The 22,740-nt window shown below is 59.5% G+C and carries 19 protein-coding genes; 9 read left to right on the top strand and 10 right to left on the bottom strand.

The window, feature by feature from the left end:
* Position 1: 1 nt before the first annotated feature.
* The 5 genes from nrdR to H4I99_RS19100 form a co-directional block, all read right to left on the bottom strand.
* Entirely contained in the window at positions 2–478 is a 477-nt protein-coding gene (nrdR, locus tag H4I99_RS19120) for a transcriptional regulator NrdR (protein ID WP_099057418.1), read from the bottom strand.
* 9 nt (positions 479–487) lie between these two features.
* A complete protein-coding gene (glyA, locus tag H4I99_RS19115) occupies positions 488–1,777 on the bottom strand; it encodes a serine hydroxymethyltransferase (RefSeq protein ID WP_163904756.1) in 1,290 nt (429 codons plus the stop codon).
* Positions 1,778–1,915: 138 nt separating this feature from the next.
* A complete protein-coding gene (locus tag H4I99_RS19110) occupies positions 1,916–3,970 on the bottom strand; it encodes a putative bifunctional diguanylate cyclase/phosphodiesterase (RefSeq protein WP_163904754.1) in 2,055 nt (684 codons plus the stop codon).
* 155 nt (positions 3,971–4,125) lie between these two features.
* The gene (locus H4I99_RS19105; RefSeq protein WP_163904752.1) at positions 4,126–5,499 is read right to left on the bottom strand and encodes an aminotransferase class I/II-fold pyridoxal phosphate-dependent enzyme; all 1,374 of its coding nucleotides are present in this window, start codon (positions 5,497–5,499) and stop codon (positions 4,126–4,128) included.
* A 185-nt stretch (positions 5,500–5,684) separates the two neighbouring features.
* Positions 5,685–7,013, bottom strand: coding sequence for a L,D-transpeptidase family protein (locus H4I99_RS19100; RefSeq protein ID WP_163904750.1), 1,329 nt, complete (start codon positions 7,011–7,013; stop codon positions 5,685–5,687).
* A 240-nt stretch (positions 7,014–7,253) separates the two neighbouring features.
* Here H4I99_RS19100 and H4I99_RS19095 point away from each other — a divergent pair, with 240 nt between their 5' ends.
* Complete coding sequence (locus H4I99_RS19095) at positions 7,254–7,991, top strand: YrbL family protein (RefSeq protein ID WP_163904748.1); 738 nt, start codon at positions 7,254–7,256, stop codon at positions 7,989–7,991.
* Here the strand turns inward: H4I99_RS19095 and ldtR are convergent.
* The gene (gene ldtR / locus H4I99_RS19090; protein ID WP_163904746.1) at positions 7,988–8,497 is read right to left on the bottom strand and encodes a transcriptional regulator LdtR; all 510 of its coding nucleotides are present in this window, start codon (positions 8,495–8,497) and stop codon (positions 7,988–7,990) included. The two genes, H4I99_RS19095 and ldtR, sit on opposite strands and share 4 nt — an antisense overlap.
* Positions 8,498–8,627: 130 nt before the next feature.
* Positions 8,628–9,011 (bottom strand): DUF6163 family protein, encoded by a 384-nt coding sequence (locus H4I99_RS19085; protein WP_425503169.1) that lies wholly within the window; start codon positions 9,009–9,011, stop codon positions 8,628–8,630.
* Positions 9,012–9,191: 180 nt separating this feature from the next.
* Here H4I99_RS19085 and hemB point away from each other — a divergent pair, with 180 nt between their 5' ends.
* The 4 genes from hemB (at position 9,192) to H4I99_RS19065 (ending at position 12,606) form a co-directional block, all read left to right on the top strand.
* Positions 9,192–10,208: a porphobilinogen synthase gene (gene hemB, locus H4I99_RS19080; protein WP_163904742.1), complete on the top strand. Its 1,017-nt coding sequence runs from the start codon at positions 9,192–9,194 to the stop codon at positions 10,206–10,208.
* A gap of 94 nt (positions 10,209–10,302) precedes the next feature.
* Positions 10,303–10,761 carry an RDD family protein gene (locus tag H4I99_RS19075; protein ID WP_163904740.1) on the top strand — a complete coding sequence of 153 codons (459 nt, stop codon included), beginning with the start codon at positions 10,303–10,305 and terminating at the stop codon, positions 10,759–10,761.
* 145 nt (positions 10,762–10,906) lie between these two features.
* Positions 10,907–11,686: an arginyltransferase gene (locus tag H4I99_RS19070; RefSeq protein ID WP_163904738.1), complete on the top strand. Its 780-nt coding sequence runs from the start codon at positions 10,907–10,909 to the stop codon at positions 11,684–11,686.
* Positions 11,683–12,606 carry a DMT family transporter gene (locus H4I99_RS19065; protein WP_163904736.1) on the top strand — a complete coding sequence of 308 codons (924 nt, stop codon included), beginning with the start codon at positions 11,683–11,685 and terminating at the stop codon, positions 12,604–12,606. The genes H4I99_RS19070 and H4I99_RS19065 overlap by 4 nt, the downstream gene beginning before the upstream one ends.
* Before the next feature lie 66 nt (positions 12,607–12,672).
* On the opposite strand, the gene parC is transcribed toward H4I99_RS19065, so the two are convergent.
* Positions 12,673–14,949 carry a DNA topoisomerase IV subunit A gene (parC, locus tag H4I99_RS19060; RefSeq protein ID WP_163904734.1) on the bottom strand — a complete coding sequence of 759 codons (2,277 nt, stop codon included), beginning with the start codon at positions 14,947–14,949 and terminating at the stop codon, positions 12,673–12,675.
* Between the two features lie 225 nt (positions 14,950–15,174).
* On the opposite strand from parC, the gene H4I99_RS19055 reads away from it, so the two are divergent.
* Complete coding sequence (locus H4I99_RS19055; RefSeq protein WP_163904732.1) at positions 15,175–16,371, top strand: aq_1923 C-terminal domain; 1,197 nt, start codon at positions 15,175–15,177, stop codon at positions 16,369–16,371.
* A gap of 17 nt (positions 16,372–16,388) precedes the next feature.
* Here H4I99_RS19055 and H4I99_RS19050 read toward each other — a convergent pair whose 3' ends face one another.
* Positions 16,389–16,928 (bottom strand): FUSC family protein, encoded by a 540-nt coding sequence (locus H4I99_RS19050; protein WP_163904730.1) that lies wholly within the window; start codon positions 16,926–16,928, stop codon positions 16,389–16,391.
* Between the two features lie 4 nt (positions 16,929–16,932).
* Complete coding sequence (gene aspS / locus H4I99_RS19045) at positions 16,933–18,723, bottom strand: aspartate--tRNA ligase (RefSeq protein WP_163904728.1); 1,791 nt, start codon at positions 18,721–18,723, stop codon at positions 16,933–16,935.
* A gap of 220 nt (positions 18,724–18,943) precedes the next feature.
* On the opposite strand from aspS, the gene H4I99_RS19040 reads away from it, so the two are divergent.
* The 3 genes from H4I99_RS19040 (at position 18,944) to H4I99_RS19030 (ending at position 22,653) form a co-directional block, all read left to right on the top strand.
* On the top strand, positions 18,944–20,179 hold the full coding sequence (locus H4I99_RS19040) for an MFS transporter (protein ID WP_163906245.1): 1,236 nt from the start codon (positions 18,944–18,946) through the stop codon (positions 20,177–20,179).
* Between the two features lie 86 nt (positions 20,180–20,265).
* Positions 20,266–21,675, top strand: coding sequence for a multicopper oxidase family protein (locus tag H4I99_RS19035; protein ID WP_163904726.1), 1,410 nt, complete (start codon positions 20,266–20,268; stop codon positions 21,673–21,675).
* Positions 21,676–21,771: 96 nt separating this feature from the next.
* Entirely contained in the window at positions 21,772–22,653 is an 882-nt protein-coding gene (locus H4I99_RS19030) for an MBL fold metallo-hydrolase (protein ID WP_246225588.1), read from the top strand.
* The last annotated feature ends 87 nt before the right edge of the window (positions 22,654–22,740 follow it).

Raw genomic sequence — 22,740 nt, 5'->3', positions numbered from 1 at the left:
ATCACTCCATGCCGCTATCGCGGGAGATCTTCGCATTGATCTCTGCGATCACCTGCTCGAAATCTTCCGCATGAGAGAAGTCGCGATAGACGGAGGCGTAACGGACAAAGCCGACGTCATCGAGGCTTTTCAGCGCCTCAAGCACCTGCAGCCCGATTTCCTCAGAGGGAATTTCCGTCTCGCCCGAGCTTTCAAGCCTGCGGACAATGCCGGAGACCGCACGCTCGATGCGATCGTTGTCGACCGGCCTCTTGCGCAGCGCGATCTGGAACGAGCGCACAAGCTTGTTGCGATCGAAGGGCACCTTGCGACCGGTCTTCTTGACGACCATGAGCTCGCGGAGCTGCACCCGTTCGAAGGTGGTGAAACGACCGCCGCAATCCGGACAAATCCTCCGCCGGCGGATGGAGGTGTTATCCTCCGCCGGACGGGAATCCTTGACCTGGGTATCGTCTGAACCGCAGAAGGGACAGCGCATGCGTCTTCCTTACATGTAAGGATACATCGGGAAGCGGCCGGTCAGCGCGACCACCTTTTCCCGGACGGAAGCTTCGACCGCGGCATTGCCTTCGTCGGAATTCGCGACCTTCAGGCCATCGAGAACTTCGATGATGAGGTTGCCGATTTCCTTGAATTCCGCTTCCTTGAAGCCACGGGTCGTGCCGGCAGGCGTGCCGAGACGAACACCGGAGGTGACGAAGGGCTTTTCGGGGTCGAACGGAATGCCGTTCTTGTTGCAGGTGATGTACCCGCGACCAAGCGCTGCTTCTGCCCGCTTGCCGGTGGCGTTCTTCTTGCGAAGGTCGACCAGCATCAGGTGGTTGTCCGTGCCGCCCGATACGATGTCGAGGCCGCCGGCAACCAGGGTCTCGGACAGCGCCTTGGCGTTCTTGACGATCTGGGCCGCGTAATCCTTGAATTCCGGCTGCAACGCTTCACCGAAGGCAACGGCCTTGGCGGCGATGATGTGCATCAACGGACCGCCTTGCAGGCCGGGGAATACAGCGGAATTGAACTTCTTCGCCAGATCCTCGTCGTTCGTCAGAATGACGCCGCCGCGCGGGCCGCGGAGCGACTTGTGCGTCGTAGTAGTGGCGACGTGACAATGCGGGAACGGCGACGGATGCTGGCCACCGGCAACGAGGCCGGCGATGTGGGCCATGTCGACCATCAGGTATGCGCCGACTTCATCGGCAATCTCGCGGAAGCGCTTCCAGTCCCAGATACGGGAATAGGCGGTACCGCCGGCGATGATCAGCTTCGGCTTGTGGGTGCGAGCCTTTTCGGCAACGGCATCCATGTCGAGCAGGTTGTCGCCTTCACGCACGCCGTAAGAAACGACGTTGAACCACTTGCCCGACATGTTGACCGGCGAACCATGCGTCAGGTGCCCCCCGGAATTCAGGTCGAGGCCCATGAAGGTGTCACCTGGCTGCAGCAGAGCAAGGAAGACCGCCTGGTTCATCTGTGAACCGGAATTCGGCTGAACGTTGGCGAAGTTGACGCCGAACAGCTTCTTGGCGCGTTCGATCGCCAGTTCTTCGGCTATATCGACAAATTGGCAGCCGCCGTAATAGCGCTTGCCCGGATACCCTTCGGCATACTTGTTCGTCATGATCGAACCCTGCGCCTCAAGGACTGCACGGGATACGATATTTTCCGAGGCGATCAGCTCGATTTCGTGACGTTGGCGACCCAGTTCCTTCTCGATCGCGCCGAAGATTTCCGGATCGGTCTCGGCAAGCGGACGGGAGAAGAAGGCATCTGTGTTCGACATGATTGAATGCTCCTGACGGGTTGATGCCAAGGGGTCTTAACGTCCCCGATGGTCAAGGGCAATACGGGACGCGACATTTGCGCATCAAAGAGCGATGACACGCTGCCTGCTGACCAGAAATCGAAAAAGAAGTGAGGATCAGGAGGCCTTGCGCCACTGATGCTGTTCGACGAATCGCTCCAAATCGGCAGCGCTCATCGGTTTTGCGAAGGCATAGCCCTGCAACACGTCACACCCAAGTTCCTTGAGAATGTGCGCCTGTTCCATCGTCTCGACGCCCTCCGCGATCACTTCGATGCCGAGCGACTTGCCCATATCGATGATCGAGGAAACCAGTCTGCGCTTCTCGATTGAAACGAGCACCGGCGCAACGAACTGGCGGTCGATCTTCAAACGTTTGGGATTGAGCTTGAGCAGACTGACGATGGAGGCGTAGCCGGTGCCGAAATCATCGATCTCGATCTCGATCCCGAGTTCCTTTATCTGCTCGATATTTGAGGAGATCGACTCATCGGTTTCATCGAGGAAGACCGATTCCACCAGTTCGAACGAGACTGTGCCGGGCTTGATTTGCAGCGCACGCAGATTGTCGAGCAACTGGCGATCGTTCAGCCGGCGAGCCGAAACGTTCACAGCCACCTTGGGAACCGTAAAGCCCCTGCCGTTCCATCGTTCCAGATCGGCGATGGCGCGATCCAGGATAATGGCGTCGATGGTGCTGAGCACATTGAGATCCTCGGCGATTCCGAGGAAGTGCGACGGTGGCAGAATGCCCTTGGCAGGATGGTTCCAGCGCACCAGCGCTTCGACACCGACGATCTCGTGAGTGCGCGCATCAAATTGCGGTTGATAGAAACTGATAAATTCCTTCTGCTCGATGCCGCGCAGGATGTCGTCCGCCGTCCGTTTGGTGTCTACGATCTCGCGCTGGATCTCCTCGGAGAAGAATTCGCTATGCCCCTTGGCGCGCTGCTTGACGCGGTAGAGTGCGATATCGGAGTTGACCAGAAGGCTCTTCGGATCGATGTTTTCCCCCATGGCGACCGCGATGCCGATGCTGGCACCGACGCGGCAGAGATGCCCCTGATACGGAACGGGTTGGCGTATCTTCTCGATCAGTTCATCGGCCTTGGCAGAAAGCGCCTCATTGTTATCCTCATCCACGTGGCTGACGATAACAAATTCGTCCCCGCCAACACGAGCAATGAAATCGCCCTCTCCCACGACGGCCTTGATGAGTCTCGCAACGTGGATAAGCATCTCATCGCCCGCCGTGTGACCGAGCGTGTCGTTGATCTGCTTGAATCGGTCGAGATCCACATGCAGCAAGGCCACGCCCGTGCCGTCGCGACGGCATGATTCAGCATACTGGGCCATGACATTATCGAGATAGCGCCGGTTCGGAAGCCCGGTGAGCGCGTCGTGCAGGGCATTGTATTCGAGGCTCGCCCTCGTCGCCTCGAGTTCGCGGTTGCGGGCCTCCGCGAGGTTCTTGGCAATCACCAGAGCGGCGTTGGCCTGCTCCATTTCCTCCTTGGCTTCCGTGAGTTCCTCGAGTGTCTTTTCGTGGCGGGAGATCTCCTTGATCAACTCCGACTGGCTGTCGACCACGCTGGCGTAATAACTCGCCATGAAGAAGGCGTAGATAGTTGCGCTGAAGGCGGAGATCATCCCCGCATAGACCATGTTCTCAAGCGGAATGTTATCGGGGAAGCGCTCGCCCTGCAGAATATAGGCTGCGACGAAAACCGACAGGCCGAGCATGAGCTGGGACAACACCGCCACGCGCGTCACCAGTGTCGCCCCCATATAGAAGAAGGCAAGCATCGGCATGACAACATACCACATCAGAAAAGGCGAACTCGCGCCCCCATAGTGATAGGAGCCCCAAAGAATTGCAAAATTCAGATTGAGGATCGACAGCTGGGAGAGCACACCATAGCCGCGTGGAAACAGCTTGATCAGCGGCAGGAACAACCAGAAGCCAAAGATCGATGCGGCAAGGATCGGCACCTGCGGATAAGGGGCAGGATCGATAACAAAAAGGCTCAAGGGAATCGGCGCACCGGTTATGGGGCCGAACATGTGACTGATCAAGAACATGCGGACACGCTTGCGCGTATGCACATCTTCTTTCAGATGCGCCGGCGTCAGCCAGTCGATGGCCGCCTCGAGCCGGGAAACAAGTGTCATGCCACAGCCTTTCAACCGCAGAGCTGGTCAACTCTGTGTGAAATGTGTTTCCAAACAGTAAATTCAATTGTTAAACGCTGCTAACATCAGCGTTTGATGCCAAAAAAGGCAAACAGACGCTATCTACGCATAACAAAAAGAATATAAGCCGTCGCTCAAGCAGCCGCGGAAGTTGAAGTGCCCAATAATTTTAATGGGCTTTGGTCAACGGTCACGCAAAGTTCGAGATCGGTACGCGCCGCCTCGAGCGCCGAGCCGAGTGCCACAACGACACGATCGACATCGGAGCGGGTGTGATCCGCCATCACCTGGAAACGGAAGCGGGATTCCGCCTTGGGAACGGCCGGGTATTCCACCAGGTTGGCAATACCGCCGAAATCAGGCATGCGGCGAGAGATCAGCCGTCCCAGCGCCTCACTGCCGACGAAAACAGGAACAATCGGCGATGGAATTCCCAGTGCGCGAAGCCCTGTGTTTTCAACGGTTTTACGGAGATAGAGAATGTTGTCCATCAGCCGCTGGCGCCGTTCTTCACCTTCATCCGAGCGGATGATGTCGAGCGCTGTACCCACGACTGCGGCCTGAACCGGCGAAAGCGCATTGGAAAAGGTCTGCGTGGCGCTGAAGTATTTCAGATATTCCGCCGCAGCGCGGGTCTTTACCGAAACGAAACCTCCGTTCGATGCAAAGCTCTTGGAGAAGCTACCAATGAGGATATCGGCAGCATCGAGCAATCCAGCCGAACCGAGATTGCCAAGGCCGCCCGGCCCCATAGCGCCAAGATCGTGGGCGCAATCGATGAGAAGCGTCGCGCCATAGGTATCGCAGGCCTGACGCAGACCGGCAAAGTCCGGCATGTCGGCGTGCATGGAGAACAGGCTTTCTGTCACCACCAGGATACCGACATCCGGAGACTTTTCGCGGATCCTGCTCAACCGGCGGATGACGGCACTGGTGTTAAGATGGGCGAAATGATGGATGTTCTGGGTAGCTGCGCGCGCACCTTCCTGTAGGCAGGAATGGGCGAGAACGTCCATGACCACATGATCTTCGGGCCGGACAAAGCCCTGCACAGACGCAAAACCTGCGGACCAGCCGGTCGGATAGAGCACGACCTCCCTGCCCCCGAGGAAGTCCGAGAACTTCGCTTCGAGATCAAGCGAGTTGGCGGTGTTGCCAAGGAGAGCTGCAGACCCGGCGCTATGCACTCCATAGCGCTCGACGGCCTCAATTGCGGCACGCTTGATGCGCGGGTGTGAAGAAAGACTGAGATAATCCTGAGACGCGAAATTGATACCCTGGAAGCTCCGATCGGAATCAGAACGCACCTTACAATAGGTCGCGGGCGCAGTTTCGGTCGAACGGGCATACGGCCATACGTCATTGCGTCGGCGCAGATCCTGCCATTCGAAGAAGCCGTCTGTTCGGCCAACGAGATCGGGACCGGTCGGCGCCCGATAGTCCCTGAGACTGCCCTGAAGGGCTGATGCCGGAATGCTAACTTTCCGGCTCGAGCTGCTCATATCCATCTGCGCACAGCCTCCAACTCAAAAACAAACGGCTGCGCAGATGATATTTTCGGGATCCGGTTTACACAACCGAAAATTTTAACAAATTTTTAACGATTATTATTCGTCACCCGATAAGCGTATATTAACCATAACGAAACTAACCGGCCGCTCCCAGGGTAATGGAGGCGGCCGAAAATTCGCTGTTATTGCGGCAGGATATCGTCTTCGACGGAACCGGAGACCTGCTCGACGCCGATATTGGTCTGCAGCGCGAGCTGGGCGTTGCCGTCTTTTCCGTAAATATCGTCACGGAACTGAACGACGCCATCCTTCGCCGACCAAGCGGTCAGGTATACCCAATGCACGCCGACTTCGTCCGTCACCTTGATCGGCGTATTGACGCGGCTTGCGATCACACGCTCGATTTCCTGGCGGTTCCAGCCGGGGGTGTTCTTCAGCACCCAGACGATGAGGTCGCGCACGTTCTGAACGCGTACACAGCCGGAGGATTCGAAACGCATCAGCTTGTTGAACAGGCCCTGGGTCGGCGTGTCGTGCATATAGACCGCTTCCGGGCTCGGGAAGTTGATTTTCGTCGAGGACATGGCGTTGATCTTGCCCGGGTCCTGTCGGAACATCAGGTTCGGTGCCTTGGGCGCGAACCAGTCAATGCTTTCCGGCGACACCTCGTTGCCCTTGCCGTCGATCAGGCGGATGTTATTGCGCGACAGATAGGTCGGATCCTTGCGCATCAGCGGCACAATGTCCTTTTCGACGATCGAGCGCGGCGCAGTCCAGTAGGGGTTCAGGATGATGTCGGAAACCTTGGAATCCACCAACGGCGACGGACGGGTGTCACGGCCGACAATCGCAGTATTGCGGAGCGCAACGCGGTCGCCTTCAACCGCTTCAACATAGGCTGCCGGAATGTTGACGACGATGTAGCGGTTTTCGAGCTGCTTGCTCATCATCTCCTGCAGTCGCTGCAGGTTCACGTTGAGCTGCATCAGTCGAGTATCGGCTGAGACGTTAAGGGCCTTCAGCGAGAACTCGCCGAGAACGCCGTCTTCCGGCAGGCCGTGGCGGGCCTGGAAACGCTTCACGGCACCATCGACATAGGTGTCGAAGGAGTTGGACATGCCAGCGCCGCGATCAAGGTCGCCCGAAATCATCAGACGCTGGCGCAACTGCTGGACTGACGGATCGACGACACCGATCTTCAGCTTGACGGCAGGCGTAACCTGTGGCCAACCGCCGTTAGAAACGATGGCCTGATAGTTCTGGATCGCATCCTGGAAGTTGAAGAGGTTGCTGCCGCTCAGCATGGGAGTGTTCGACACGACGCTCGCCGTCGCGCGGGAAGCCTGGGCGTCGAACTGATCATCCCAGTTGCCGCGTCGCGGCGCGCTGATCAGCTCGTCGACTGCCGTCTGTGCAACGGCCTGGCCGGCGATTGCTGCGGCACCTGCTGCTGCGGCACCGCGCAGGATCGCGCGGCGTGACAAATCGACAATTCCAGATTTCTTCGACATCTTTCCTACCGTTTCCAGTTCAAACGAAAACCATGCTTTAAGTCGGCCATGGTTAACAAACGGACGCCAAGCTTGGCTTTTGGGGCGACAGCCGCTCCGGCACCGCGACGAATATGCAACCGTTATTCCCTCCGGCGCTCACATAGCAATATGGCCAATTCGTGGCTCCGACTATTGCGCACGGCGTCATCTTATTGTCATATCAAGCGTAGTTATATGTAATTACGATCAAAGATTTCCATGGCCAGCAAGGACTTTTACGGCAGGTTCAGCAGCAGACTCGATATATCGGAATGCAAGTTCGAGACCGCCGGTTCACTAAAACGTGTCTACACCCACCCCGATATGCCTGATGTGGTGCTGAAGATCGTCGATCCGGAAAGAACATCCGGGGATGCTCGTCTGAAGGGTGAAAGCCTGATCAAGCGAACCAATCCGCTAGGGGTCTATCGCGGCTTTCGGCGGGAACTGACCCAATATCTCATCCTCAGCCGTCGCTGGAACGAGGACGAGCGGGGCGCTCCCCCGATTGCCGTGCCCTGCGGTCTCGTGTCGACGACAGCTGGGCTTGCGCTTGTCACAGAAAAAATTGCCGGCGAAGGCGATGAACTCGCCCCCACACTCGAAAAACTGTTCGACAAGGGCACATTGGCCGTCAAGCACCTGACTGCTTTCGACCAGTTGTTCAAGGACTGCATGGACATGCATGTGGTGCTTTCCGACATGCATATGCGGCAGTTTCTCTACAGCGAGAACCGCTCGGGCAGGCCGGAATTCGTCGTCATCGACGGCATCGGGGAAAAGAACATGATCCCTCTGCGTTCGCTCAGCCCATATCTCAACAGACGGCGACTGCAACGCGCACGCGACGGCATTTTCGACGCCATCTTCGCGCGCTACCCCGCCCTCAAGTTAGAGTGGACCGGGAAGCAGGCGAATGCATCCCGGCCAGAGCTTGAAAGCAAGCCAGCTTCTTAGAGGCGATAAAGGATCTGGTCGTTCCAGAAGCGATCGAGGCGCTGCAGCAGCTTGTTCATCTGGGTAAACTCGTCGGAACCGATGCCGCCGACCTTCTGGATCGAACCGATGTGGCGCTCGTAGAGCTTGGCGACGGTTTCGGCAATTTCCTGGCCACTCTCGGTCAGGCTGATGCGAACCGAGCGGCGGTCGATGCGCGAGCGCTGGTGGTTGATAAAGCCCAGATCTACCAGCTTCTTGACGTTGTAGGAAACGTTCGAACCGAGATAGTAACCACGCGAGCGCAGTTCGCCGGCAGTCAATTCGGAATTGCCGATGTTGAACAAGAGGAGCGCCTGAACGGCGTTGACGTCGCTGCGACCCTGCCGGTCGAACTCGTCCTTGATGACATCGAGAAGACGGCGATGCAGGCGTTCAACGAGATGCAACGACTCCATGTAGAGCGAGCGGATTGCTTCTTCCTGCGGTGCCAGGGTGTTCTGCTGTGGCTTGAGCTTGGTGTTCATGTCGGTCTGCCTCACTGTTTTATCTGGCGGCTTTGTTTTTCTCCCGCCTTGTGAGTGACCATATCCAATGCATATAAAATTCTACTTAAAACGCAGGCTTAACAAGAGTTTACCGAAAAGCCTGATGTCATTACGGTAAATCAAGCCTTATCTCATCCTGCTTGTGGCGCTTTTCGAGCCACAACGCCAGACGGAAGACAATGTACACCAGCGCCACTACGGCATGCATGACCAGTACCATCGGATTCGAACCGAAGGTGTCGTACCAGACCACATGCATCAGGACCTGTGTGCCGGCCGCAAGCGCCCAGATAACCGGCCCCCAGGAGACCGCAAGCCACAGTCCGAGAGCAGCAACGGGAAAGATAACAGACAGGCTGGCGCCCGCCACTTTCCACGGCAGGGAGAGAAGATCAAAACGTCCCTGCCCACCCAGCGAATAGCCGACCAGCATTCCCCAGTATTGCAGGCCAAACCACAGGGAGGCGATCGCGACCACTCTCAGAAAGATCACGAACAGGATTTCCGCCAGGCTGCCTTTCGGTGCATTTTGAGAATCAGGGTTCATGGGCGAAGCATATGCGCAAGCGGCGTCCCGTTGCCAGCCATGGCGCGACGATGCGCCCCTTTGCGGTTTCTCAATTTAGGACTAGAGCAGTACGCGCACCGCTCAAAAGGAAGACGAGGCATTACCATGCAGGACAAGATTCATCTGGTCGACGACATCACAGGACACCGCCGCATGCGGCGGAATCGCAAGGCCGACTGGACGCGCCGCATGGTTCAGGAGAACCGGCTGACGGTTGACGACCTCATCTGGCCGATCTTCGTCATCCCCGGCGAAGGCATCGTCGAGCCGGTCGCCTCGATGCCCGGCGTCAACCGAATGTCTGTGGATAAGGCTGTAGAGGCCGCGAAGGAAGCGGCCGATCTCGGCATTCCGGCGCTGGCGACCTTTCCGAACATCGAAATGGAACTGCGTAACGAAACCGGTTCGCAGATCCTCGAAGCCAACAATCTCATCAATCGTGCAACGGCTGCGATCAAGAAGGCCGTCCCGAACATCGGCGTCATCACGGACGTTGCGCTCGATCCGTTCACCAGCCATGGGCACGACGGCATCCTGCGCGGGGAAGAGATCGTCAACGACGAGACGGTCGAACAGGTCGTGCGCGCCGCCATCCTGCAGGCCGACGCCGGCTCCGACATCATTGCGCCGTCTGAAATGATGGACGGCCGCATCGGCGCGATCCGCCGCGGCCTCGACGCCGCAGGCCACCAGAACGTCGGCATCATGTCCTATGCGACGAAGTTCGCTTCCGGCTATTACGGCCCCTATCGCGAGGCGATCTCCACCGGCGGGCTGCTGAAGGGCGACAAGAAGAGCTATTATCTCGACCCGGCCAACGGCACCGAAGCGCTTCGCGATGCAGCGCTCGACGTCGAGGAGGGCGCGGACATGCTGATGGTCAAGCCCGGCCTGCCTTATATCGACATCTGCTGGCGAATGAAGGAAGCCTTCGGCCTGCCGGTCTTCGCCTATCAGGTCTCCGGCGAATATGCGCAGATCAAGGCCGCCGGCCTCAACGGCTGGCTGGATGAAGAAAAGGTCATGCTGGAAACCCTGCTCTGCTTCAAGCGCGCGGGTTGTGATGGCATCCTGACCTATTTCGCCATGGATGTGGCCCGCCACCTCGCCAAGCACGGCTGAGACTTCGGAACCTTTCGGGGGCAGACCTGTCGGAGTCATTGTTTTTCCGGCGTTTGCCCCCATATGCTTTCATGAGTTCACAACGGAGCATACAATGAGCCTCGACACCAACCCGACCTATGCAGCACCGGATGACTGGCGCGCTTATAGTGGTGTGCTGTCGCGAAGGGTCTTTGCTTTCATGATCGACTACCTGCTCGTCGGGGCATTGTGGGTCCCGGCCGCAATTCTGGTGTTCTTCATGGGCGTCATCACGCTCGGCTTCGCGTGGCTTCTCTATCCGATCCTGTTCTTCGTGGTGGCAGGCCTCTATTTCGGCATGTCGCTTGCCGGACAAAGCCAGGCGACGCCTGGCATGCGCGCCATGGGCATCGCCATGGTTCGCCTCGATGGCCGCAAGATCGACTTCTTTACCGCGATCGCGCATCTGGCGCTGTTCTGGATCCTGAACTCGGTGCTCACCCCGCTGATTCTCCTCGCCGGTCTTTTCATCGAGAGATCGCGGTTGGTTCACGACCTGCTGCTCGGTACTGCCGCCGTTCGTACGGCCTGACAGAGGTCAGCGAGAGCAAAACCTTCGGAACACGCCGTCCCATAGCGGTCCGGCGTGTTCTTCTTTGATGACGGATAGTTGACGTTTTTTATTCTTGCGCCATGCTAATGAAAATGATGGTCGCCAGAGGAAATCGACCGGCAAGATGAACACCCAGACGTCTCCGTCTCCGCAATTTTACCTCACGGCGCCCGCGCCGTGCCCATACCTGCCGGGGGAAATGGAGCGCAAGGTTTTCACTCATCTCGTCGGCCCTCGCGCGACCGAGATGAACGACCTTCTCACGCAGGGCGGCTTCCGCCGATCCCAGAACATCGCCTACCGTCCCGCCTGCGAAGCGTGCCGTGCGTGCATCTCGGTGCGGATCCTCGTTGACGAGTTCGAGCCGGGCCGTTCCTTCAAGCGGGTCGCCGCCACCAACAAGGACGTGGTCTCGACGGTCTTTCCGGCCCAGCCCTCGACCGAGCAGTTTTCCCTATTCCGTACCTATCTCGATCATCGTCACCAAGAAGGCGGCATGTCGGACATGTCGGCGCTCGACTATGCCATCATGGTCGAGGATACCCATGTGCAGACCCGCGTGATCGAATACCGGCTGCGTGCGCCCGGCGACGGGCTTGGCGGCCAGCCGCGAGGCGAGTTAATAGCGGTCGCCCTGTCGGACCTGATGAGCGACGGGCTCTCGATGGTCTATTCCTTCTTTAACCCGGCTCTAGACAAGCGGTCACTCGGCACGATGATGGTTCTCGACCACGTCAACCGGGCGAAGGCGCTCGGACTGCCGCATGTGTATCTCGGCTATTGGGTGCGCGGCTCCCACAAGATGGATTACAAGACCCGCTTCCTCCCGCAGGAGCACCTGACGAACCAAGGCTGGGAACGCTATATTCCCGACCCGGAAGCGGCCGAGCCCCCGAAAAAATGACACCACCCTCCCCTGCCGGTCGCTCCACCGGCCTCGCGCTGGCGACAGCCGGAGGCCTCTTCCTTTCCTTCGACATTCCGCTCGTCCGGCTTTCAGATGGCGGGCTGTGGCCGGTGCTTGGCCTTCGCAGCATGGCGATCTTCCTGATCGCGCTTATGGCGCTTGCCGGAATGCGGCTTGTGACAGGGCGCTGGTCCGCGATCCGCCTGACACCAGCGAGCTTGATTGGCGGGCTGTTCTACGGCTTCAGCACCATGGCGTTCGTGGCTGCCGTCTATCACACCTCCTCGGCAAACGTCGTCTTCATCGTCGCCTTCTCGCCGATGATCGCGGCCATCCTGTCATGGCTGTTCCTGAAGGAACCTCCGAGCCGCTCGACGCTGGTTACCATGGTGATCATGCTGGCCGGGGTCTCATTGATCGTCAGCGGGGGCGTGTCATCGGGCCATCTTTTCGGAGATTGTCTCGCCACCGTCGCCGCCGTGCTGATTGCCGGGGCACTCACCATCGGACGCGCCTCGCGCCAGCCCATGGGCTTCGTACCGCTGCTTGCGACCATCATACCTGCCGGTTTCAGCCTCGTTCTCGGCTGGAGCGACGAGTTCACCATGCACGCACCCGGCTGGGCGCTGCTCGATGGGATCGTGATGATGCCGCTTGCCTTCTGGCTGCTGGCAACCGCCCCGCGCTATCTGCCAGCCGCGGAGGTCGGTATGTTCTACCTGCTGGAAACCATTCTCGCGCCGGTGTGGATCTGGCTGATCTTCAACGAGATGCCCGGGACGCCGACCCTCATCGGCGGCGGCATCATGGTGCTCGCCTTGCTCGGTCACTCCCTGACTCAGATATGGGCCGGGCGAATAGCCAACCGGCGCAAGGCTGCGGCAGTACCGATCGAGGTGAGACAAAGCGAAGCCTGAGGCCACTCTACCCGCATCGATATCGCAATTATCTCTTCAATATCCGATTGCCACCGGAAGAGAAGATCAGCCGGAGAACTTGCCGCTGCGGGGGAAACCCTTCGGAACGGTACGGCCGGCCGCAGCGCGATCGCCCATCCATTCGGCAAGGTCATCCTTCGACTTGCTGAAGACGCGACCGGCGCTGTCTTCCCAAGTCAGTCCGTCAGCAATCGCGAAGCACTTGATGTCGGAAATGCCGCCATCCTTGTAACGCTGAAGGCGAACGCCCTTGCCGCGGGTCATTTCCGGCATCTGCGCCATCGGGAACACCAGCAACTTGCGGTTCTCGCCGACGACGGCGACGTGGTCGCCCGATACGGGAACCACGAGCTTCGCCTCATCCGGCATTCCGACGTTCATCACCTGCTTGCCCTTGCGGGTATTGGCGACGATGTCCGCTTCGGCCACGATAAAGCCGTTGCCCACGGTCGAGGAGAACAGAAGCTTACGATTGCTATCGTGCACGAAGGCGGTCAGCACGTCCTGATCATTCTCCATGTCGACCATGATGCGCAGCGGTTCGCCGTGTCCACGGCCACCCGGCAGCTTGTCGCCGCCAAGCGTGAACACCTTGCCGCCGGTGGTGACCAGCAGAATCTTGTCCGTGGTCTGCGCCGGGAAGGCAACCTTCAGGCCATCGCCTTCCTTGAAGGTGAGGCTCGACGTATCGGAAATGTGACCCTTGAGCGCGCGGATCCACCCCTTTTCGGAGACGACGACGGTGATCGGTTCCTTCTCGATCATCGCCTGCTGGATCGCCTCACTGTCGGCGTCGGGCGCATCGGCGAACTGGGTGCGGCGGCGGCCGAGTTCGGTCGCCTTGGCATACTTCTTCTTGACCTCGCCGATCTCCCAGGAAATCGTCTGCCACTGCTTATCGTCGGATGCGAGCAGCGCCTCGATCTCGGCCTTCTCCTTCGAAAGCTCCTCGTGCTCCTTGCGGATCTCGAATTCCTCGAGCTTGCGCAAATTGCGCAGCCGCATGTTGAGGATGGCTTCGGCCTGGATGTCGGTCAGATCCCAACGGGCGATCATCACCGGCTTGGGTTCATCTTCCTCACGAATGATGCGGATTACTTCGTCGAGGTTGAGATAGGCGACCAGCAGGCCGCCGAGAATTTCGAGGCGGCGGTCGATCGCGGCAAGGCGGAAACGCGAACGGCGAACCAGAACGTCCTTGCGGTGTTCCAGCCACTCGGTCAGCACCTCGTTCAGCGCCATGACGCGAGGCACCTTGCCCTGCGACAGCACGTTCATGTTGAGCGAGATACGGCTTTCGAGCTCGGTGAGCTTGAACAGCGATTCCATCAGCAGCGTTGCGTCGACGGTGCGGCTCTTGGGCACCAGAACGACGCGGACGTCCTCGGCGGACTCGTCTCGGATATCTTCCAGAAGCGGCAACCGCTTGGCGATCAGCAGTTCGGCGATCTTTTCGATCAGGCGCGACTTCTGCACCTGGAACGGGATCTGGGTGACGATGATCTGGTAACCGCCACGACCGAGATCCTCGATTTCCCAGCGCGCACGCACACGGAAGCCGCCGCGACCCGTGCGGTAGGTTTCCAGCATGCTTTCGCGGCTCTCGACGATGATGCCACCGGTCGGGAAGTCCGGGCCTTCGATACCGCCCTTCTGGGGATTGGCCGGATCGGCCAGCAGCTCCTCGACGGGAGCGCCGGGGTTCTTGATCAGGTAAAGGGCGGCGTCGCAAATTTCGTGCGCGTTGTGCGGCGGGATCGAAGTCGCCATGCCGACCGCGATGCCGGATGCGCCGTTTGCAAGCAGGTTGGGGAAGGCGCCGGGAAGAACGACCGGCTCCTCGTCTTCCTCGTTATAGGTCGGGCGGTAGTCGACGGCGTCCTGATCGATGCCTTCGAGCAGCAGCGCCGCGACATCGGTCATGCGCGCTTCGGTGTAACGATAGGCAGCAGCGCTATCGCCATCGATGTTGCCGAAGTTGCCCTGCCCGTCCACGACCGGGTAACGCTGGGAGAAATCCTGCGCGAGACGCACCAGCGCATCATAGACCGACTGGTCGCCATGCGGGTGGAACTTACCGATGACATCGCCGACGATACGGGCGCATTTCTTGAAGGCCGAGTTCGGGCGAATGCCCATCTCGCTCATCGCGTGGATGATGCGGCGATGAACCGGCTTCAGGCCATCGCGCACGTCGGGCAGCGCCCGGTGCATGATCGTCGACAATGCATAAGCGAGATAGCGCTCTTCGAGCGCCGCCTTGAGATCGACCGGCTGAATGTTGTCGCCGCCGTCATCCGGCGGAATAAGATTTTTCCCCATGGCTTCTCAACTAGACGAGAAGGCCTGAAACGGCAAGGAATCCGCGTCATCCGGCTGTGGATTAACAGGGGCTGGCGTTGGCTGTGACAAAACTCACCACCCTTTAACCTAGGTCAAAATGTCATGGCAAAAGCGATGGAAGTTTCGCAATCTGACAATATAAAGACATGCTGTTAGTCGTGAATAATACGACTCTGCATTTTTTTCTCCGAAAGGAACTCGTGTATGACCTTTTTCCGTACTTCCCGGCTGCTGCTGGCAGGCGCCGCCTTTGCAACGCTTTCCAACCCGGCATGGGCTCTCGACGGCCAGGATCTTCTGAAAAAGATCAATGCAGCCTATGCGGCGGGCAGCGGCGCAATCTCCGCCGAATCGGTGGAAGTCGATGGCAGTGCCGTGATCCTCAAGGGTTCGAAATTCACGACGACGGGCCCGCAGGAAAAGTCGATCCCGCTCGGCGACCTTACCCTCAAGGGTGTGAGCGAGGAAGACGGTGGCGCCTATTTCATCGAGCGCATCGATTTCCCGGCCGTGGACTTCACCGAAGAGAAGACCAGCATCTCGGTCAAGGATCTCTACCTTGCGGGCGTGCATGTGCCCGGCAGCACTGAAGGCAAAGACTTCAAGTCGATGATGCTCTACGATGAAGCCCATAGCGGCGCGATCAATGTCAGCGTCGACGGCAAGCCGGTCTTCACAATGGCCGAGGCTTCCGCCACCATGACGCTCGGCGAAGATGAGAAGTCGCTCGCCTTCGAAGGCGGCGTCAGCAGCGTCAAGGCCGACCTCTCTTCGGTTGAAGATCCCAAGAGCAAGGAAACCCTGAACGCGCTGAACCTCAACACGATAGAGGGCGACGTCTCCTTCTCGGGCAACTGGGAGCTTGATACCGGCACGATCGATGTCGAGGAATACGCCTTCGACTTCGCCAATATCGGCCGCCTGAACCTCGCATTCAGCCTGTCCGGCTACACCATGGACCTCGTCAAGCAACTGCAGGAAACCGCCCGCACGATGCAGGGTCAGCAAAACAACGAACAGGCACAGCAGGCCGCAGGTCTCGCCATGCTCGGCCTGATGCAGCAGATGTCCTTCGTCAGCGCCGAAATCAGCTTCGAGGATGACGGCATCACCAAGCGCGGCCTCGATTTTGCCGGCAAGGAGCAGGGCACCACCGGCGAGCAGATGGCCCAGATGGTCAAGGCGATGCTGCCGATGATGCTGGCGCAGGCAAAGCTCGGCGCGCTGCAAAACGAGATCTCGAATGCCGTCAACACCTATCTCGACGATCCGCAGAACCTGACGATCAGCGCGGCACCGGAAAAGCCGGTCCCCTTCCCGATGATCATGGGTGCCGGCATGGGCGCACCGGAAACAATTCCGCAGCTGCTCGGCGTGTCCGTCAGCGCCAACGAGGAATAAACTTCCCCGTTTCGTTTTCAGGGGCCGTCCTTCGGGGCGGCCCCTTTCGTTTCAGGGGGCTCTTCACCTTCCTTACCGGTGGATGACGCGCGTTTTTGCAAAAACAGGATAAGCGCGAAAGTCGCGCCGATAAGGGCTCCAACCACAACGTCCAGAAAACGCACGAGTCCCGCGTTGGCAGGTCCCATAACCATCACAAGCAGAGCCGAAGCCCCGGCCTGTATGGGAACGACTGGTGCAAGGTTTATCAGAGCACCGAGAAGCACGCCGAGAAAGACGCACAGCAATATCCGGACTTCGAGAAACGGAATCGGCAGCAAGAATGCGAGTTCGCCCACCAGAATCCCGATGGCCACGCCCACTATCATGTTCAATGTCTGGCGAAAATGATTGGGAATACCTGGAGCCAGGCAGATGATCGCAGTGATCGCCGCGAAAATCGGCTCCGGGTGCCCGAATAGCCAACGCGCCACATAAAACGACAACGCCGCGGCAATAGCCGCGGCGAGGGCATGTAGCAGGATGTCCCGGACCCGGTCGGAGATCCAGAGCTTCATCCGATCAGTCTTTCTTCTGCGGCGGGATCACGCGCAGGCCGAGTTCGCGAAGCTGCGTCGGCGTTGCGTCGGACGGCGCGTTCATCAGAAGGTCCTGCGCCTGCTGGTTCATCGGGAACAGCGTGATTTCGCGCAGGTTCTTGGCGCCGACGAGCAGCATGACGACACGGTCGATACCGAAGGCACAGCCGCCGTGCGGAGGTGCACCGTACTGGAAGGCACGATACATTCCGCCGAAGCGTTCCTCGACGTCGGCCTTAGAGAGACCGACCAGTTCGAAAGCCTTGACCATCAGGTCCGGCGACTGGTTACGGATCGAGCCGGAAGCGATTTCAAAGCCGTTGCAGACGGCGTCGTACTGGAAGGCCTTGATCGACAGCAGATCCTCGCCGTTCAGTGCCTCAAGCCCGCCCTGCGGCATCGAGAAGGGGTTGTGCGCGAAGTCGATCTTCTTTTCCTCTTCGTTGTATTCGAAGAAGGGGAAGTCGACGATCCAGCAGAATTCGTAGCGGTCGCGGTCAACCAGATCCAGCTCTTCGCCGGCGCGGGTACGGGCTTCGCCCGCGAACTTGTAGAACTTGGACGGCTCGCCGGCGACAAAGAAGCAGGCATCGCCTTCGTCGAGACCGAGCTGCTCGCGGATCGCCTCTGTGCGCTCCGGACCGATGTTCTTGGCAAGCGGGCCGGCACCTTCCAGCACGGCGCCTTCCTGGCGCCAGAAGATGTAGCCGAGACCCGGCTGGCCCTGGCTCTGCGCCCAGGCGTTCATGCGGTCACAGAACGCGCGGCTGCCGCCGGTCTTGGCCGGGATGGCCCATACCTCGACCTTCGGGTTGGACGCGATCATGTTCGCAAAGACCTTGAAGCCGGAACCGGCAAAATGCTCGGTGACCGACTGCATGACGATCGGGTTGCGCAGGTCCGGCTTGTCGGAACCGTACTTGCGGATCGCTACGTCATAGGGAATGCGCGGCCATTCCTTGGTAACCGGCTTGCCTTCGGCAAACTGCTCGAACACGGCCGTCATCATCGGCTCCATGGTGTTCCAGACGTCTTCCTGGGTCACGAAGCTCATCTCGACGTCGAGCTGGTAGAACTCGCCCGGCAGACGGTCGGCGCGCGGGTCTTCATCGCGGAAGCACGGCGCGATCTGGAAGTAGCGGTCGAAGCCTGCGACCATCAGCAGCTGCTTGTACTGCTGCGGGGCCTGCGGCAGGGCGAAGAACTTGCCCTGATGGATACGCGACGGCACGAGGAAGTCACGCGCGCCTTCCGGCGAAGAGGCCGTCAGGATCGGGGTGGTGTATTCGCCGAAGCCGGCATCGGCCATGCCGTTTCGCATGGCGGAGATGATCTTGGTGCGCTTGACGATGTTCTTGTGCAGCGTCTCGCGGCGCAGGTCGAGGAAGCGGTACTTGAGGCGCACGTCTTCGGGATAATCCGGCTCGCCGAAGACCGGCAGCGGCAATTCCTTGGCGGCGGAAAGAACTTCGATTTCCTGCGCGTAGAGTTCGATTTCACCCGTCGCCATGTTCTTGTTGACGGTGTCTTCGGCACGCGCCTTGACGACGCCGTCGATGCGGATCACCCATTCTCCACGCACGGTTTCGGCCAGCTTGAAGGCCGGGCTGTCGGGATCGGCCACGACCTGGGTGACGCCATAATGGTCGCGAAGGTCGATGAAGAGAACGCCGCCGTGGTCACGAACACGATGGACCCAGCCGGAGAGACGGACGGTTGCGCCCACATCGGACTTGCGAAGGGCGGCGCAGGTGTGGCTGCGGTAACGGTGCATTTTTCAGAGCTTTCCTGGACTAAGGTAACGGCCGAAAAGGCGCGCGGGCGACCATAGACAACCGATAAAAATCGGGCGGAAAAGCGCACGGACTGTCCGATTTGTCAAGGCTGGAGCATATGTCGCCGAGATTTCCGCTGTAACAGCACAACCCTCTGCTCTACAAGGTGCATCCTGTGACGGCGCCGACTCGCGGCGGCCGGTCATGCGTGCAGGTCCAATGAACGATATCCGCCCCCTCATCCCGCTTCTCATCACCGCAGGCATCCTGATCGGCGGCAACGGCCTGCAAGGCACCTTCATCTCGCTTCGCGCGCTGCAGGAAGGTTTCTCGACGTCGATGATCGGCATCATCGGGACCGGCTATAATATCGGCTTCGCCATCGGCTGCATCTATGTGACCCGCATCATCCGCTCGATCGGGCATATCAGGACATTCAGTGCCCTGGCGGCCATCGCGTCGGCGGCCTCCATTTCCATGCTGCTCTTCATTCACCCGACGAGCTGGTTCACCATGCGGCTCATCCAGGGCCTCTGTTTCGCCGGCCTCTTCGCCGTCGTCGAAAGCTGGCTGAATGCGCGAGTCACCAACAATACCCGGGCAAGAACGCTCTCCATCTACCGCTTCGTCGATCTCGGCGCGGTGACTCTTGCGCAATACATGATACCGGCGGTCGGAATCAGCGGCTTCGAGCTGTTCGCCATCATCTCCATGGCGCTTACGCTGTCGCTGGTGCCGATCTCGTTTGCCGACCGGTCCAGCCCCTCCCCGCCGCAGGCCGTTCGCTTCGACCTGCGCGTCCTGTGGAAGGTCTCGCCGCTCGCCACGGTCGGCTGCATCGTCGTCGGCCTCACCAATTCCAGTTTCCGGTCGCTCGGGCCGATCTATGCCGATGGTATCGGCATGTCGATCACCTCGATCGCGACCTTCATGAGCGTCGGCATCTTTGCCGGCGTCGTGCTGCAATATCCGCTCGGGCACTATTCCGACAAGCTGGACCGCCGGTTCATCATCCTGATATCCGCCTTCGGTACCTTCGCGGCGGGGCTTTTCCTGGCTTTCGTTGCGGGTACGAACGAGTGGCTAAACTTCGTCGGCATCTTCGTGTTCGGTGCCTTCGGCATGCCGCTCTACTCGCTCTGCTCGGCCCATGCCAACGACCATGCCGCTCCCGGCCAGCACGCGCTGGTTTCCGCCGGCACGCTATTTTTCTGGTCCATTGGCGCGGTCATCGGACCGTTGTTTGCATCCTTCATGCTCGACCTCTTCGGTCCGCAGGCGCTCTTCATCTATACGACGGTGGTGCTCTTCGCCTTCATGGCCTACACGCTTCTGCGCATGGGAACCCGCAGCGGCGTACCGACAGGCAGCCGGCGGCAGCGGTTCCGCAACCTGCTCAGAACCTCCACCTTCTTCAACAAGCTGGCGACTCCGCCGACCGAGAAAGAAGACTGACTGCGGCAGTTTGGCCGACGTCGGGATATTGATGATTTTTCACCTCAAGTTTAAAGAGGCGTAAGCTCTTTCGCAGGAGAAGCCCCATGGCTCTGCTCACCCGTCGTAATCTTCTCAAAGCTTCCGCCATCGCTGGCGCCTACGCCTCTGGCATGACCTTCCTGCCGCGCCTGACCAACGCACTTGCGGCCGCCGATCCGGTGACACTCGAAGCCTATCGGCGAAGCGCCATGATCGACGGCAAGGCGGCGACAGAGGGCGTCATGAGTTATCGCCTGGGTGGCGGCGATGTCGCCGATGCCACGCCTCCGGTGCTTCGCGCGCGGCGCGGCGAGCCCTTTGCCGCCCGTTTCCTCAACAATCTGGACGAGCCCAGCACCGTCCACTGGCATGGCCTCAGGATCGACAATGCCATGGACGGCGTTCCCTTCCTGACCCAGCCCTATGTCTATCCCGGCGACGGCTTCGATTATGCGTTCACGCCGCCCGATGCAGGCACTTACTGGTACCATCCCCATTGCAACACTCTGGAGCAGATCGGCCGCGGCCTTGCCGGCATGTTCATCGTCGAGGACCCCGACGATCCCGTTTTCGACGCGGAAGTGGCGATCAACCTTCGCGACTGGCGGCTTGGCGGCAACAGCCAGTTCATAGAGCAGTTCAAGGCACGCGACGCGGCCAAGGGCGGCACGTTCGGCACCGTACGCACAGCCAACTGGCAGCTGGAGCCGAGCTATGACGCACCCGCCGGCGGCCTTGTCCGTCTGCGCATCCTGGTGTCCGACGTCACGCGTATCTTCAATCTGAAGATGGTCGGAGCGGACGCCCTTATCATTGCCCTGGACGGCCAGCCGGTTCCCGAACACACGCCGCTCGATACCGTGGTCATCTCACCTGGCCAGCGGCTCGATCTCGTGGTTCGCATGCCGGATACAGAGGGCGAGACAGCAGCGCTCGAAGACATCAGGCCATCGACGCCGAAGATCGTCGCCCGGCTTCGCTCCGTCGGCTCGTCCCTGAAGCGGAACCTCGGCGATGTGGTGCCGCTTGCGCCCAATCCTCCTGTCGAGGCAGACCTTGCCAACGCCATCCCGGTTCCGCTCGTGCTGAGTGCCACCGCCGAAAACGCCGCAAAGGATTCGATCTGCGGTTCGCTCGGCTATTCCTTCTGGGCGATCAACAAGGTGCCCTACCCCGGCGACAGCGCTGACCCGATGGATCCGCTTGTCGAAATGAAACTTGGCAAGACCTACATATTCAATCTGGAAAACGTGACGCCGCACGCGCATCCGATCCACATCCACGGCATGAACTTCAAGGTCGTCTCGTCGTCCAAGGGGCCGGTTTCGCCTCTCGTCTCGGACACATACCTCGTGCTACCCGACGAAAAGGTGCAGTTGGCTGTGGTCGCGGACAATCCCGGCAACTGGGTCCTGCATTGCCACATCATCGAGCACCAGAAGACCGGCATGACCAGTTATGTGCGGGTCGTATGACACGCTTCATCCGGCCATATGGCCCGATTGCGTGACTTGACAGCGGACAGGCCACACAGGCATCAACCTGCGACGACACCAGCGCAGGAAGCTGCCGTGACTGACTTCGCCGCCACGCTCCGTATCCTTGAGCCCTATCCCGGGCTCTTCGCCTATTACGACGGTCGCACTCCCGGAAAACGCCTGCATTCACCTGACCGAAACTGGCTGGACGACGGCGCCTACAGCCTCGGTGTGGCCAGCTATGCCATTGTTTCCGAGAACGAGGCGCTCGTCTACGATACGCATATTTCCCTCGACCACGCCCGCGCCGTACGACGTCATCTGGAAGGGCTTGGCGTCTCCCGCATTCGCGTGGTGCTCAGCCACTGGCACGCCGATCATATCGCCGGCAACGCGGTCTTTGCCGACTGCGAAATCATAGCCAACCGGCTGACGGCAAAGGCGATGGCCGACAACGCCGCAGTTCTCGCAGCCAAGAACCCACCCATTGATCCCGTCGTGATGCCCAACGCTCTTTTCAATGAGCGGCTTGAACTCGATGTCGGCAAATGGAACGTCGAACTCCTGCAGTTCGATATCCACAGCGCGGACGGAACAGTTCTCCTCCTGCCCGACATCGGTGTCCTTCTTGCCGGCGATACGCTTGAGGATACGGTTACCTATATCTCCGAGCCGGAGCATACGCTTCGTCACATCGAGGAACTTGACCGGCTCGCCGGGCTTCCCATCCGCCATATTCTGCCGAACCATGGCTCGGAAGATCGGATCGGTGGCGGCGGTTATGCGCCAGATCTGATCCAGGCGAACCGTGACTACCTCCAGCGCCTGCTGGATAACGTCGCCGATCCCAATCTCGACAAGGCCAGTCTCGCTGATTTCATCGCTCCGGAACTAGCGCATGGCAGCGTCATCTATTTCGCACCCTATGAGCGTGTTCATCGCGACAACATCGCCGCTCTCCGCAATAGAAAGTAGGCAGCCTCACGATTTAGCGTCGTAGATGGCGAAAACGGGGAGCAACTGTCGTACGCGCAGCCGCGTCGCCCCGTTCGTATTGACATC

This window comes from Paenirhizobium daejeonense (assembly GCF_014280875.1).
In the GTDB taxonomy this organism is placed as follows: Bacteria; Pseudomonadota; Alphaproteobacteria; order Rhizobiales; family Rhizobiaceae; genus Allorhizobium; species Allorhizobium daejeonense.
This window is presented reverse-complemented; position numbering and strand designations above follow the sequence as displayed.